14 protein-coding genes are annotated in these 13,804 nt (G+C 46.5%); 11 read left to right on the top strand and 3 right to left on the bottom strand.

Features of this window, described 5'->3' with window-relative positions; all coding sequences use genetic code 11:
- Nucleotides 1-248: 248 nt before the first annotated feature.
- Together PIL01S_RS27200 and PIL01S_RS27195 are read right to left on the bottom strand one after the other, a co-directional pair.
- Nucleotides 249-428, bottom strand: a complete 180-nt coding sequence (locus PIL01S_RS27200; protein WP_127540825.1) for a hypothetical protein — start codon at nucleotides 426-428, stop codon at nucleotides 249-251.
- Nucleotides 429-681: 253 nt separating this feature from the next.
- Nucleotides 682-2,037: an MATE family efflux transporter gene (locus PIL01S_RS27195; RefSeq protein WP_127540823.1), complete on the bottom strand. Its 1,356-nt coding sequence runs from the start codon at nucleotides 2,035-2,037 to the stop codon at nucleotides 682-684.
- Between the two features lie 168 nt (nucleotides 2,038-2,205).
- Between PIL01S_RS27195 and PIL01S_RS27190 the strand changes: the two genes are divergently transcribed.
- From PIL01S_RS27190 to PIL01S_RS27145, 10 genes are all read left to right on the top strand, one after another.
- Nucleotides 2,206-2,940 carry a class I SAM-dependent methyltransferase gene (locus tag PIL01S_RS27190; protein ID WP_127540820.1) on the top strand — a complete coding sequence of 245 codons (735 nt, stop codon included), beginning with the start codon at nucleotides 2,206-2,208 and terminating at the stop codon, nucleotides 2,938-2,940.
- Between the two features lie 189 nt (nucleotides 2,941-3,129).
- Nucleotides 3,130-3,708 (top strand): RNA polymerase sigma factor, encoded by a 579-nt coding sequence (locus PIL01S_RS27185; protein WP_127540817.1) that lies wholly within the window; start codon nucleotides 3,130-3,132, stop codon nucleotides 3,706-3,708.
- Nucleotides 3,705-4,955 carry a hypothetical protein gene (locus tag PIL01S_RS27180; protein WP_127540815.1) on the top strand — a complete coding sequence of 417 codons (1,251 nt, stop codon included), beginning with the start codon at nucleotides 3,705-3,707 and terminating at the stop codon, nucleotides 4,953-4,955. The genes PIL01S_RS27185 and PIL01S_RS27180 overlap by 4 nt, the downstream gene beginning before the upstream one ends.
- Nucleotides 4,956-5,012: 57 nt before the next feature.
- Nucleotides 5,013-5,471 (top strand): 2-thiouracil desulfurase family protein, encoded by a 459-nt coding sequence (locus PIL01S_RS27175; protein ID WP_127540813.1) that lies wholly within the window; start codon nucleotides 5,013-5,015, stop codon nucleotides 5,469-5,471.
- Between the two features lie 230 nt (nucleotides 5,472-5,701).
- Nucleotides 5,702-6,379, top strand: coding sequence for an NAD(P)H-dependent oxidoreductase (locus tag PIL01S_RS27170; RefSeq protein ID WP_127540811.1), 678 nt, complete (start codon nucleotides 5,702-5,704; stop codon nucleotides 6,377-6,379).
- A gap of 144 nt (nucleotides 6,380-6,523) precedes the next feature.
- A complete protein-coding gene (locus PIL01S_RS27165; protein WP_127540809.1) occupies nucleotides 6,524-6,946 on the top strand; it encodes a MarR family winged helix-turn-helix transcriptional regulator in 423 nt (140 codons plus the stop codon).
- Between the two features lie 115 nt (nucleotides 6,947-7,061).
- The gene (locus tag PIL01S_RS27160; RefSeq protein ID WP_127540807.1) at nucleotides 7,062-7,643 is read left to right on the top strand and encodes an NAD(P)H-dependent oxidoreductase; all 582 of its coding nucleotides are present in this window, start codon (nucleotides 7,062-7,064) and stop codon (nucleotides 7,641-7,643) included.
- 92 nt (nucleotides 7,644-7,735) lie between these two features.
- Nucleotides 7,736-8,047, top strand: coding sequence for an ArsR/SmtB family transcription factor (locus PIL01S_RS27155; RefSeq protein ID WP_127540805.1), 312 nt, complete (start codon nucleotides 7,736-7,738; stop codon nucleotides 8,045-8,047).
- Nucleotides 8,048-8,207: 160 nt separating this feature from the next.
- Nucleotides 8,208-9,242: an LLM class flavin-dependent oxidoreductase gene (locus PIL01S_RS27150; RefSeq protein ID WP_127540803.1), complete on the top strand. Its 1,035-nt coding sequence runs from the start codon at nucleotides 8,208-8,210 to the stop codon at nucleotides 9,240-9,242.
- Nucleotides 9,243-9,545: 303 nt separating this feature from the next.
- Entirely contained in the window at nucleotides 9,546-10,706 is a 1,161-nt protein-coding gene (locus PIL01S_RS27145) for an AI-2E family transporter (protein ID WP_095362084.1), read from the top strand.
- Between the two features lie 102 nt (nucleotides 10,707-10,808).
- Here PIL01S_RS27145 and PIL01S_RS27140 read toward each other — a convergent pair whose 3' ends face one another.
- Nucleotides 10,809-11,180 (bottom strand): ArsR/SmtB family transcription factor, encoded by a 372-nt coding sequence (locus PIL01S_RS27140; RefSeq protein WP_095362085.1) that lies wholly within the window; start codon nucleotides 11,178-11,180, stop codon nucleotides 10,809-10,811.
- 227 nt (nucleotides 11,181-11,407) lie between these two features.
- Between PIL01S_RS27140 and PIL01S_RS27135 the strand changes: the two genes are divergently transcribed.
- Nucleotides 11,408-13,774 (top strand): heavy metal translocating P-type ATPase, encoded by a 2,367-nt coding sequence (locus PIL01S_RS27135; protein ID WP_127540801.1) that lies wholly within the window; start codon nucleotides 11,408-11,410, stop codon nucleotides 13,772-13,774.
- Nucleotides 13,775-13,804 lie beyond the last annotated feature (30 nt).

Below are 13,804 nucleotides of genomic sequence, written 5' to 3'. Positions count from 1 at the left end.
GAACCACTGCCGATGATATTCGGTGGTGGTTTTTATTTTATATTCAATTATGATTATTATAAGAATGACTATTAAATAAATAAAGAGGAGGCCCTATTCAATAAGAATAGGGCCTCCTTATATTATGACTCATAAACACAATTTTAGTTAAGAAATAAATAGGGACCTACCCGGTGGGGATGTTGCACTAAATCATTTGTTTTTTTACTTAAGATGAAATTCTTATCTATTTGTGACTTCTTATATGTTTACGACCAGTTAGCAGCCTGAGGCTCTTTTTTCTTGCGGAGATTGAGCAATCGGGTGCGTTTGATGCGCTCCTTTTTCTGATTCTCTAATAATTGTTTAACGCCTCTAATAAGAAGCCGATATCTTAATTCATCATCATGCCCAAGTTTATGCATTTCTTCGAAGTATGCCTTGTCCATTCGTTCGTGCACCATCCAATCAGGTTAATCATTCAACTGTACCATAGGGATCTATACAAATTCTGAACAAGTATGGGCTCGACGCAACAACGGACAGCAATGGCAGGTTCGATATTCGAATATAGTTGGGGAAAGTGGGTTAATCCCAAATTTGAATTAATTAATTCGCGTTCTATGACATTCAACTGAATATGATGTGAAAGACCTGTCTAATCCATGGATTAGGCAGGTCTTTTAACTGTAAAGTTAACATCTATTCAATAATCAGACTATGAATCCTCTCCGAAACAGTACGTTTCCTATAATAAATAGCGATGGTCACAAGAACAAGCATCTCGGAGAGAGGAACAGCAAGCCATACACCCGTAACGCCCCAGAAAGATGGAAGGACTGCAATGAATGCAATCATGATGATCATCTCCCGTGCAGCCGTGATCCAGATCGCCATTTTGGCATTCCCTATCGATTGGAAATAGGTGCTCATGACAAAGTTGATCCCCATAAACAGGTAGGCAAAAGTAAATATTCTTAAACCGTACACGGCATTGCTTGTGACACTCTCACTGAAGCTTCCGAAGATCTGAACGAAGTAAGGTGCTCCCCATTGCACAACAAGCAGCAGTATGACACCACAAGCCAGAGCCGTTCTGGAGGCTATGCGAATGGTTTGTTTTTCACGCGCCATCTGTTTGGCTCCATGATAGTAACTAACCAGAGGTTGGGCAGCAGAAGCCAGACCCAGAAAAGCAAGCAAAACTACACCATGGATATAATTCAGTACCGTAAAGGATGCTACACCATCCGTACCTGCGATCCGGTCCAGTGAAATGTTGTGTGAGATGGAGAAGACAGACATGCCAAGTTCGGCAAGAAAGCTGGGAAAACCAATAAGAACAATGGTTCCGAGCAGTTTCGTATTCCATTTGAACCGAGTGAAGACAAGATTATTGGATTTTTTGAAAAAGTGAGACAACAGGACAAGCAGGGCTAAGGATGCCGAGACGATTGTACCGATGGCCACACCTTGCACACCCCATTCGAGTACATACAACGTTACATAATTAAGAACGATATTGGCTACGGCAAATGTGATCTGCGCGTACATGGAGGTGTTGGGATCACCGTCGTTACGGACAAAGATCGTCAGGGCATTTTCAATGGTGAAGACAAATCCGAACAACAGCATGATGTTTATATAGTCAGCGGCATAGGGAAACGTCTCTGCATTGGCACCCAAAGCATAGACCAGTTGGTCCTTGAACGTGAATGCGGTATACCCTATAGCCATCGTAATTAACAGAATAATCGTAATTGATTTCGTGAATATTTGTTTGGCGGTGGTCATATCCCTTTGACCCATATGGTTGGAATACAGGGTAGCTCCGCCCATGCCGATCCATAACGACATCGCTACAAAAAGGGTGTATACCGGTGAAGCAATACCAATTCCGGCGAGCGCAGTGGATCCAAGTTTGTGCCCAACCATGATGCCATCGATAATAAAATTAAAAGCAATGACCAGCATCCCAAGTATGGATGGCACAAGGTAGCTTACAAAAGCTTTTCCTACAGATTGCCTTTCGAGGGGATGCGTCCAGTTCGTGTTCATAATAACCTCCATTTAATAAACTGAATGTTCATTCTGTGATAAATAATACTGAACGTTCGTTCTGTATAATAACACGGGACGAATTTGCTTGGCAACTTTTCCTCCAAAACCTCGTTTATGTAGTAGAGTTACTGTAATCTTTTTTAATAAAGAAAGGGGGATCTGTTTGTGAAGCAGAACAAATATGATGAGTCAGAATTTTTCAGCAACTATAGTCAGATGGCTCGTTCTACTCAAGGGCTTGAGGCGGCAGGTGAGTGGTATAAACTGCGAACCATGTTACCTGAGTTAAAGGACAAAAATGTACTGGATCTGGGCTGTGGCTTTGGCTGGCATTGCCGATACGCACGGGAGCAGCAGGCCAGATCAGTTATTGGCGTGGATCTATCTGGGAATATGCTGCAGCGTGCACGGGAGATGACGGATGATTCACGAATTGAGTACAGGCATATGGCCATTGAAGATATTGAATTTGCCCCTGAACAATTCGATGTGGTCATTAGCTCGCTTGCACTGCACTACATTGAACAGTTGGATCAGGTATTTGCTCAAATCCATGCTTGTCTTGTCGAGGGTGGTACATTGGTATATTCAGTGGAACATCCGATCTTCACGGCTCGTGCTGCGCAGGATTGGCACTATGGGCCTCAAGGTGAGATTATGCATTGGCCTGTGGATGACTATCATCAGGAGGGAAAGCGTGTTACCAATTTTCTGAATCAGGACGTAGTTAAGTACCACCGGACATTGGCAACCCATCTGAATGAACTGATCCAGGCGGGATTTGTGATTCAGCAGGTGGCTGAGTCCAAACCTTCGCCTGAGATGATGGATCAATTCCCGGGTATGCGAGACGAGAATCGTCGTCCCATGTTTCTCATGATTGCTGCAGTTAAAGCATGAGCTATCTGTAAGTTGACTAGAATGGTTAGTATTAGGCGGCATAGCCTGAAGAGGGCTTAACCAGTAGGTTCAGATCGTTGGAACCCTGCTGGTTTATTTTATTTAATTTCAGAAAAGGAAATGAGAAAATGATCGGATCGGGAACCAAACCGGAATGGATACAGTCTTATTAAGTGAGGTGAACATCCGTTGGAATATCAATTTCTGGCCCAGGCCCAGACGATCGACAATTACACACTCAGCAGCATGATGGATGACTATGGGAATGATGTGTGGAACTATGCTTACTTTTTGACCAGAAGTACAGAGCAGGCAGACGAAATATCACAGCAAGTATTTATTCAGGCATATTCCGGGATTAAACACTTTCGCGGGGAGTGTTCCCTGAAAACCTGGTTGCTCACCATTGCTAGAAATACGACATTTACATACCGGAAATCGAGGTTTTTTCGCAGCAGTTTATGGGGGGAGACACTACCGATTGAATCAGAACAGGGTCCTTCACATATTCGTGAGATGACGCCTGCACATTATGCCCATCCCTCAGCTGAAGCCGAGGTAATAAGTAGGGAGCATGTACATGAAATATGGGACATCGTCATGGCTCTGCCGGATAAGTTTCGTGAGATCTTGTTGCTGCATCTGAAGTATGAGCTCACCATGAACGAAATTGCGGAAATGCTGAGAATCAGTACAGGCACGGTGAAATCGAGGTTATCACGGGGCAAAGATAAAGTGCGGAAACAATGGGAGGAGAGAAATAGATGAGGTTCAAGGATGAAGACTGGGAAAAAGAAATCCGCAAGGAGCCGTTTGCATCGTCTCCTTTTCAAGACCAGCACAAGCAGAATGTACTTCGTCAGGTGGAATGGATGAAAACGGGTGAGGAACATGTCAATGATGCTCCAGATCACAAACAGAAACAACAGATTATGAAGCGGAACCGTCGCACTGCTCGTTCACGTCCCCGGAAAGTTGTTGTAGTGACGACAGTTGCGGTAGCAGCAGCAGCAGCTATCTTATGGAATGGACAGGTTCTGGAGCCCATTGTAGAGAGGGTGTATCCTGTGTCTGCTCTGCAGCTCTCAGATGACCCTAGCATGAACCTGCTAACAAGTGAGATGAAGCAAACTGTGGCTATGTCGATGAGAGACTATCTAGGTAAACAACTGGAAGTCCATTATGCTAAGAAAGGGCCAATTACCGGCTGGGTATATATCGAGGCTGGCGACGTGAATAAATCAGAGTATGCCAAGATGTGGCTGGATGGGAAGACTGGAGCACTGGTTGAAGCCGATATGCGAAGTGAGATGCCTGGGAATGAGCTTGAGCACCGATTTTTGCGTCAAGTCCCTGGGCTTCTTAAAGGAATTAACAGTGATCCAACGTTGAAGCCGATCTCAGCCAGACGTTATGTGAAGATGAAGCAGGGTCAGGAGAAGCCTGTATGGTTCACCACATTATTTTTGGAGAACGGGAAGGGCAGTGGCAGCATTGAGTGGACACGGGATGAAGCAGTTTCGGTTTCTGGTACAGTGAGTAGCGACACAGTGTCCACAGATCTGATAACCAATGCGAGAAGCTCGATTGAAGCCTTGTCTGGTGAGCCAGCACCAGCTTTGAAAAGTGTAACGTTTACTCAAAATGATAAGCAGCTTGAAGAAACAACGGCCCTCTATTTTGGTGATCGGTATTTGGTAAGGAGTGTTGGTGGGAGATATAGCAATGAATATACTGTAATGGATTTTCAGAGGGGGGTTCCAGAACTCGAAACTGGTGAGGAGTATGAGCTCTACTTTGAGAAGTTGAGTAACATGGACGAAAAAATAATCAGGCAGAATGCAGCACCGATAATCCAAAAAATGTTCGATATTGATCTTGATAAATATGTCTTTGAGCGGGATACAAAGAATATTGGCATGGCAACATTCCGCTTGGAAGAGATGGCCAATATGATTCAAGTTCGTTATGAAGAAGATGCACGCATTACCATGATTACAATATCAGATCTTTAAGTTTAATCCGTATGGTACAATCCTAATAGCTGAGGAATTGAACATAAGGAGAGCATAATGAAATATTTGGTGAGTTCATGTCTGGCAGGAGTAGCTTGCCGTTACAACGGAACAGCGAGTCTGGATGAGAAGATTCAGGAGCTCGTAGCGCAAGAGCAGGCCTTGATGGTCTGTCCGGAACTGCTCGGTGGATTCTCCACTCCGCGGGAACCGGCAGAAGTTATCGGAGGTACAGGTAAGGATGTGCTCGCAGGCACAGCCCAGGTGATTGAGAGAGGTGGCAGGGACGTTACAGAACTGTATATTAAGGGAGCCTATCAAACGCTGGAATGGGCCAAAAGACTCAACGTTACTTGCATTGTGTTGAAGGAATTCAGTCCTTCCTGCGGCACACAAGCCATCTATGATGGTAACTTCGCTAATCACAAGGTACAAGGTGAAGGTGTCACATCAGCTCTGCTTCGGCATGAAGGCTATGAAGTCATCTCGGAATTTCAATTCATGGAACAATTGTAAAGCATACAAGGTATGGAACAAGCTGCCCAGGAGAATAATCAACTTCTCGAAGCAGCTTTTTTCTTTGTAACAACACAATACTTACTTTTAAATACTGAGAAACAATAATGTGCGTACTTTTAATTTGTGGTTATAGATTCTAAACTAATACTTAAGCAAATGATGAAAATAATGAAGACACCGAGAGTCAGCATACCATTCAATAATAAAAGAGAAGGAAGTGGAGTTTCATGGAGCCTACAACACAAGCAATGAAAAAGGAAGAAATTTTGAACGCGTATCATTTCCGGCATGCGACGAAGGTATTTGACGATTCACGCAAAATTACAGCGGAGGATTTTGAATTTATTCTGGAAACAGGAAGGTTATCACCGAGTTCGATCGGATTCGAGCCATGGAAGTTCTTGATTGTGCAAAAACCAGAGCTCCGCCAGCGCTTGTCTGAAGTATCCTCTGGAGCGCAGAAGCAATTGGCAACGGCGAGCCATTTCGTGGTCATCCTGGCCCGGACCGATGCAAGTTATAATTCCCCTTATGCGGAGTACATGCTCAAAGAGATTAAGGGGATGCCGGATGATGTATTCGAGTTAACAAGTGCGGCATATGGAAATTTTCAAAACAATCAGCGTCTGCTTGAGAACCCAAAAACGCTATTCGATTGGGCATCCAAACAGACTTACATTGCACTCGGCAATATGATGACCTCGGCAGCTCTTATTGGCATCGATTCTTGCCCGATTGAAGGTTTCAGCTACCAGGATGTACATCGTATTCTCGAAGAAGAAGGTTTGCTCGAAGATGGAGCGTGGGACATTTCGATGATGGCGGCTTTTGGCTATCGTGCAGAGGAACCAAAACGCGAAAAGTCAAGGCAGCCTCTGGACAAGATTACACAATGGATTGAGTAAATAAAATCATCCGAAGTAAGCCTCGGTTATCTCCTGTTACATCAAGGAGGTAGCAGGGGCTGCTTTTGCAAATGCCAACGCTCATATAAAACTTCTATAGAAATGAAGCTTGCTTATATATAGATATCTATGTATAATGAGGACATGCCAAAATATAATGCAATTGCACTAATCGCAAGGATTAGGGATCATGTAAACAAACGCATTGTTCAGGAACTGGAGCAGCATGACGTTACGGGGATTGTTCCATCCCACGGTGACATTTTGATGTTTTTGTACCGTGAAGATTCACTGTCCATCAAGATGCTGGCTGAACGTGTCCATCGCACACAACCAACAGTCACCGTGCTTGTGAACAAGCTGGAGAAGCTGGGCTATGTGGAACGCAGCAAGAGTGTGGAAGACAGCCGGGTGACGTTGATTCGCCTCACAGAGCAAGGACGGCAGCTGAAGCCCATTTTTGAACAGGTATCGGAAACGATTCAGGACATGTTCTATGGTGGAATGACAGATGAGCAAGCGGAACAGCTGGAGAGTCTGTTGATTGGAATTGTCCATAAGCTATAAAAAAAGAAAAAATTTTTTTGGACAAAAGAATAGATATCTATGAATATGTCTAGTGAGTATTAATTGCTCCACTATACTGCAACATAATATAACAAAAACCTGGAGGTACTTTATTATGAAACATCTTATCGTATATGCACATCCCCACGCAGACAGCTTCAATCGCGCCATTCTAAACACAGCTGTAGAAGCACTTGAAGCCCAAGGTCATGAGGTTGTTGTTCGTGATCTGTATGCCCTGGAATTTCAGCCTGTATTGAGCGCAGCTGACACGGCATCCATGCGCGCAGGACAGAATCCACAGGATATTGCGACAGAGCAGAAGTTTATCACGGATGCCGATGCAATTACGTTTATCTACCCAATCTGGTGGACTGGGCTGCCGGCAATTTTGAAAGGGTACGTTGACCGGGTATTTGCATATGGCTTTGCTTATGCTTCAGGCGAAGCAGGAATCGAGAAGCTGTTAACAGGCAAAAAAGGACTGATTATCAATACACACGGAACGCCTAGTGACATATATGACCAAATTGGCATGACTACCGGTATGAAAATGACCTCCGATGTCGGAATCTTTGATTTCGTAGGCATTGAATCCGTGGATCATTTGTTCTTTGGCAGTATCGGATATCTGGATGATGCGGCTTATCAATCCATGCTGGAGCAAGTGAAGCAAACGGTAAGCACCAAATTCTAACGAATACTAATGCAACAATTGGCAGGTCGATTCGGACGATGAATCGACCTGTTTGGTTTGCAAAATAGAAGAAAGGGGGTATAATCTTACCCATGGAACCTTTACTCATATTTAAAGCTTTGTCCAACGAGACACGCAGGCAGATACTGTCATGGCTCAAAGATCCGGAGCAGCATTTCTCACCTCTGGAATTGTCCCAGCATCCCGATGGAGGGAAGAGCGGGATCTGTGTCGGAACCATTCAGATGAAGGCTGGATTGGCTCAATCCGTCATATCCAGTTATTTGCTGACCATGCTCAAAGCCGGGCTGCTGCTCTCCGAGCGCAGGGGCCAGTGGACGTATTATCGCCGCAACGAAGAAACCATTCGTCAATTTGCCGAGTATGTACAGCACGAGTTATAAAGCCGGACGCCAGGACGGAAGCAAGAATGCAGCAGCAGGCGGGGATTCCGTCCGGATGTAAACGGCGAAGAATAATGCGGTAACTCCTATTTCTATGTGTTTTTACATCTATATATCTGGATATACAAAAATATATCTCACCAAAGGAGAACTTCTCATAATGACTACTGATAATCAAGTTTCATCCCATAAACAACATATTAGCGACGTTAAGCTGTCCATCCTGGATTTGGCTCCTGTCGTTGTGGGTGCTACACCCGCAGATGCGCTCCGGAACAGTCTGGATCTGGCACAGCATGCGGAGCGTTGGGGATACCATCGCTACTGGGTAGCTGAGCATCATAATATGCCCGGTATTGCTTCTTCCGCAACATCCGTAGTGATCGGATACCTGGCAAGTGGCACGAATACGATTCGTCTCGGTTCCGGTGGCATCATGCTGCCCAACCATGCACCACTCGTTATTGCTGAGCAGTTCGGAACATTGGAATCCCTGTATCCGGGCCGTATCGATCTTGGACTGGGCCGTGCACCAGGTAGTGACCGCCGTACCTCTCTTGCACTGCGCAAAGATCTCAACAGCGGAGAAGACTTCCCGGAATTGCTGGCTGAGCTGAGAGCGTACTTCGATGCATCTGCTACATCCTATCATGCCCCTGTTCGTGCGGTGCCGGGTGAAGGGTTGAACATCCCAATTTACCTGCTCGGTTCCAGTGATTTCAGTGCACGTTTGGCAGGGCGGCTTGGATTGCCGTTTGCTTTTGCCAGCCACTTCTCGCCCGATTATACTCGCATTGCCCTTGAAACATATCGAAGCAGCTTCCAGCCTTCCGACACACTGAAGGAGCCGCATGTTATTGTAGGTGTGAATGCAGTTGTTGCAGATACGGATGAAGAAGCAGCATGGCTCGGCACAACGATGCAGCAGCAGTTCCTGAACATCATCCGCGGGACAACAGGACTGGTACAGCCACCAGCCGATATGGAAGGCAAATGGACCGACCGCGAGAGAGCTGGAGTGGAACAGACGCTGAAAGCAGCCGTAAACGGCTCACCTGAGACGGTACGTGGACAGCTTGAATCATTTATTACCCAGACACAAGCGGATGAGCTTATTATTACATCCATGATTTATGACCATCAGGCACGTCTGCATTCTTATGAATTGATCGCACAATTGGCGGGTAAAGCATAACTTTAACAGCACATGAACAAGGATTAGAATATTGGATTCAATAACGGGTCGCTCTCGCAAGAGGCGGTCCGTTTTTAATTATCAAGAACTCATCCCAATGATTATATGAGGCAGTTCTGATTTTTTAGGGTAAAATGACATTACGGTCTATTTTGAAACGGTTAAAAGAGCCGTACGTATAAACCAAGAGCATTATACATATGTTGGCTTGTACAAGTTTCTTTATTCGCATGTGCATGAGGCATGCAGTATGAAAGCTTATTTTTTATCATGATCAGATACATAAGAGAGGAAGACATGCCCATGGAGCAACCCGAACAACCCCGCATTTGGCCGGATCGGTTTAAGCGGTTTTTTCTGAACAACAAGTTTGTCCTATTTCTGCTGATTCTGCTGCTGGTCGGACTAAACGTGATGGTGCTAACGAAGATATCCTTTGTACTGCATCCAGTTGCGGTGCTAATCAAGACGATTGTACTGCCTATCATTCTGTCTGGTATCCTCTACTATCTGCTGAATCCGCTGGTGGATGTGATGGAAAAGTGGAAGATTAAGCGTGGATGGTCGATACTGATCCTATACCTCGCGATTGGCGGCATTTTGACGGTTGTGGTATTGGCAGTCATTCCAGTGCTCCGCAATCAGATTATGGGGCTTATCGCCAATTTCCCGATGTATAGTGAAAATGTCAGACAGCAGTTCGAGGAGCTTACGGGCAGTCAGCTGTTCAGTCAGGTCCAGGAAACGGTGAACATGAACTGGCAGGATTGGTGGGGAACGATCTCCGAGAAAGCAACAGAGATTCTGAATTCCACCTGGAACAAACTCGGTGGTTTCCTTGGCGCTTTTACCGAAACGGTATTATCCATTGTAACGGTACCATTTATTCTGTTCTACCTGCTTAAGGACGGGAAGAAGCTTCCGGAGAAGATCCTGTCGTTTCTGCCAATCAAAAGCCGTACGGGTGCCATGGAGGTACTTCACGACATTAACCACCAGATCAGTTCGTTCATTCGCGGGCAAATTATCGTGAGCTTCTGTATCGGTATCCTGCTCTATATCGGTTATATGATCATTGGACTGGATTACGCATTGATTCTGGCCATTATCGCTTCCTTTACCAGCGTGGTGCCGTATCTGGGACCTGCGATTGCGATTACGCCTGCACTCATTGTGGCGCTGGTGACTTCTCCAGTGATGCTGCTGAAAATGGTGGCGGTATGGACAATTGTGCAGTTGATTGAAGGGAAGTTTATCTCTCCGCAGATCATGGGCAAAACGCTCAAGATTCATCCGATCACAATTATCTTTGTCATTCTGACATCAGGCAATCTGTTCGGTGTGGTGGGCATTCTGCTGGCCGTTCCGGGTTATGCGGTGCTTAAGGTCTGTGTATCCCACATCTTCAATTGGTTCAAGAGCCGTTCCGGTCTGTATGATCCAAACAAAAACAATTTACTGTAGGTATTGCATGTGGAAAACGGTACCCTTAACAAAAGAGAACCCCTGTCATCGGCAGCAGCCGAAAGACGGGGGTTCTCTTTGTCTGAACAGGCAGGCTTACGCCTAGCCATGTTTAATATGCTGGAGCGTTTGCAGGAAGATTTGCTCAATATGCGTATCATCCAGAGAATAATACACCGTCTTGCCTTCCTTGCGGCGCTTGACGATCCGCATGTTGCGGAGTGAACGCAGCTGGTGTGAAATGGCCGACTGTCCCATATCAAGCAGCACCGTAAGATCATGTACACATAATTCCTTCTGCAACAGCGCATCAATAATACGTAGTCGGGTTGGGTCACTGAACGCCTTGAACCAATCCGCCATCTCGGAAGAAGTCTCCCGATCTATAAGGGAAGTGCGGATAGACTCTACGTCCGCTTCCGTTCCCGAGCAGGCCGCATCACAATCCGCTGGCGCTTTAACCGGTTGTTCCATTTCCTATCACCGCCTATGCTAGCAACTATACGCCTATTATATCCAAAAAACGTCTAAAGCGAAATGATTACTATTAGCATATTCTGTCTGTAAAATCAACATCAATCGTTGACACTCCAGTTTAGGCGTGCATATAATAGGGTTAATCAAACATATGAATGATTGCTCATATATTAATTTCAATTAAAATGTTCATGCTGCTTCGAACTGCAAAGGGGAGAATTCACATGGGAACCGGTCAGGAACAGGTGAAACGGGAACTGCTGCTGGATGGATTGGATTGTGCCAATTGTGCGCTGAAGATTGAGAATGGTGTCAAAAAAATCAAGGGTATCACGGATTGCTCCGTTAATTTCGTAACCAAAACCTTACTGGTGCATACAACTTCCGATATGGATGAGCAAGTTCTGGAAGAAGCGAAGCGTAAGGTCCTGCGGCTTGAGCCGCACATTCGCATCTCGGAAAAAGGGAGACCACCGCTCGGCAATCAGGCTTCTGCTGGGCTGGGAGATCAATTGGACGGCCAACTGCACACACATGCAGGAACTGCGGCCGAAGGACATTATCACGAACATACAGGTCATTCTCATGACCATGATCATGAAGGAGCGCAGCACCATAGCCATGGTCATGGTGCTTATCATCATGCGCATGATCATCACAGTCATGCCGGGCATGATCACGGTCATTCACATGATCATGATGCGCATGCCGGGCATTCGCACGAGCATGGTGCAGGACAGACGAAGGTGCTGCTTGCAAGGCTTGCTGCTGGCTCTGCCCTACTTGCTGCGGCCATCTGGTCCCCACTGGACGGATGGGCACAGCTCGCTCTCTATGTAGTCGCTTATCTGATCGCAGGAGGAGATATCGTTCTCCAGGCGTTCAAAAACATTATTCGGGGTCAGGTATTCGACGAGTACTTCCTGATGTCGGTTGCAACGATTGGTGCTTTTGCCATTGGTGAGTATCCTGAAGGGGTAGCGGTCATGCTCTTTTATCAGCTTGGTGAGCTATTTCAGGGGATGGCGGTTAACCGCTCTCGCAAATCGATTCAGTCGCTTATGGATATTCGTCCGGACTATGCCAATATTCTGGTCGGTTCTGGCGATGAGACCAAGCGTGTCGCTCCAGAAGATGTGCGTATCGGTGATCGCATCGTTGTCCGTGCGGGTGAGAAGGTTCCGCTGGATGGAATAGTGAAGGCAGGACATTCCATGGTGGATACGTCTGCTCTTACAGGGGAATCCGTCCCTCGGGAACTGGAGCCTGGAAGTGATGTACTCAGTGGTTTTGTGAATAAGAATGGTATGCTGACGATTGAAGTGACCAAAACCTTCGGAGAATCGACGGTATCCAAGATTCTAGATCTGGTGCAGAATGCCAGCAGCCGCAAAGCGAAAACGGAACATTTCATCAGTAAATTTGCCCGTTATTACACGCCGGTCGTCGTTATTCTTGCAGCGTTGATTGCGTTTGTACCTCCGCTCGTGCTTAGTGGTGCAACATTTGCCGATTGGATCTATCGTGCACTGGTCTTTCTGGTCATCTCCTGTCCATGCGCACTGGTGGTTTCCATTCCACTCGGATTCTTCGGCGGGATTGGAGCTGCTTCTCGTAACGGGATTCTGGTGAAAGGCAGCAATTACCTTGAAGCATTGAATGATGTGAAAATAGTTGTTTTCGATAAAACGGGTACACTAACCAAAGGTGTATTCAACGTAACGGCTATTCGTCCGGAAGGTGGACGTACAGAAGGTGAACTGATGGAACTCGCAGCGATCGCGGAGGCCCAATCGAATCACCCCATCGCCGAATCCATTCGTGCAGCCTGGGCCCAAGATATCCGTACAGAAGGTGTTGAAGGATATGACGAGGTTGCCGGGCATGGGATCAGAGTCCGTGTGGATGGCCGTGAGGTGCTGGCAGGGAACGCCAAACTGATGGAACAGGCGGGTATTCTCTATACCAAGCCTGAAACGGTGGGAACAGTGGTACACGTTGCTGAAGCAGGCGCATATGCTGGCCATTTAATCATTGCGGACGAAGTGAAGGATGATGCTGCAGCAGCGATACAGGCACTGAAGACACTTGGCATCCGCAAAACGGTCATGCTCACAGGTGATGCCAAAGCCGTTGGTGAAGCCGTAGGCCAGGAGCTGGGAGTCGATGAGGTATACGCTGAGCTTTTGCCGCAACACAAAGTTGAACGGCTGGAAGAACTTGAAGCGGGCAAGTCTCCGAAGGAGAAAATGGTGTTCGTCGGGGATGGCATCAATGATACACCTGTGCTGGCTCGTGCGGATGTAGGCGTAGCTATGGGAGGACTCGGGTCTGATGCTGCCATCGAAGCCGCAGATGTGGTCATCATGACGGATGAGCCATCCCGATTGGCAAGCGCGATCCGCATTGCGAAGCGGACACGAATGATTGTCTGGCAAAATATCGGTTTTGCCTTGGGCGTTAAGGTGATCTTCCTCTTGCTGGGGGTGTTCGGCATAGCTACGATGTGGGAAGCTGTTTTCTCCGATGTAGGCGTAACGGTCCTGGCCGTTCTGAACGCCATGCGGGTGCTGCGCGTAAAGAACATTTAAGTTTTCGAAACGAACGACGCGGCTCTTCGT

The organism is Paenibacillus illinoisensis NBRC 15959, assembly GCF_004000925.1.
Classification (GTDB): Bacteria; Bacillota; Bacilli; order Paenibacillales; family Paenibacillaceae; genus Paenibacillus; species Paenibacillus illinoisensis.
The sequence above is the reverse complement of the archived record's forward strand: the minus strand, read 5'-3'. Positions and strand labels throughout refer to the sequence as shown.

Bases quoted from the DNA above. Each gene is read 5' to 3' on its own strand.
- PIL01S_RS27200 (WP_127540825.1), bottom strand. From the start codon at position 428: ATGGACAAGGCATACTTCGAAGAAATGCATAAACTTGGGCATGATGAT.
- PIL01S_RS27195 (WP_127540823.1), bottom strand. From the start codon at position 2,037: ATGAACACGAACTGGACGCATCCCCTCGAAAGGCAATCTGTAGGAAAA.
- PIL01S_RS27180 (WP_127540815.1), top strand. From the start codon at position 3,705: ATGAGGTTCAAGGATGAAGACTGGGAAAAAGAAATCCGCAAGGAGCCG.
- PIL01S_RS27175 (WP_127540813.1), top strand. From the start codon at position 5,013: ATGAAATATTTGGTGAGTTCATGTCTGGCAGGAGTAGCTTGCCGTTAC.
- PIL01S_RS27170 (WP_127540811.1), top strand. From the start codon at position 5,702: ATGGAGCCTACAACACAAGCAATGAAAAAGGAAGAAATTTTGAACGCG.
- PIL01S_RS27165 (WP_127540809.1), top strand. From the start codon at position 6,524: ATGCCAAAATATAATGCAATTGCACTAATCGCAAGGATTAGGGATCAT.
- PIL01S_RS27160 (WP_127540807.1), top strand. From the start codon at position 7,062: ATGAAACATCTTATCGTATATGCACATCCCCACGCAGACAGCTTCAAT.
- PIL01S_RS27155 (WP_127540805.1), top strand. From the start codon at position 7,736: ATGGAACCTTTACTCATATTTAAAGCTTTGTCCAACGAGACACGCAGG.
- PIL01S_RS27150 (WP_127540803.1), top strand. From the start codon at position 8,208: ATGACTACTGATAATCAAGTTTCATCCCATAAACAACATATTAGCGAC.
- PIL01S_RS27145 (WP_095362084.1), top strand. From the start codon at position 9,546: ATGGAGCAACCCGAACAACCCCGCATTTGGCCGGATCGGTTTAAGCGG.
- PIL01S_RS27140 (WP_095362085.1), bottom strand. From the start codon at position 11,180: ATGGAACAACCGGTTAAAGCGCCAGCGGATTGTGATGCGGCCTGCTCG.
- PIL01S_RS27135 (WP_127540801.1), top strand. From the start codon at position 11,408: ATGGGAACCGGTCAGGAACAGGTGAAACGGGAACTGCTGCTGGATGGA.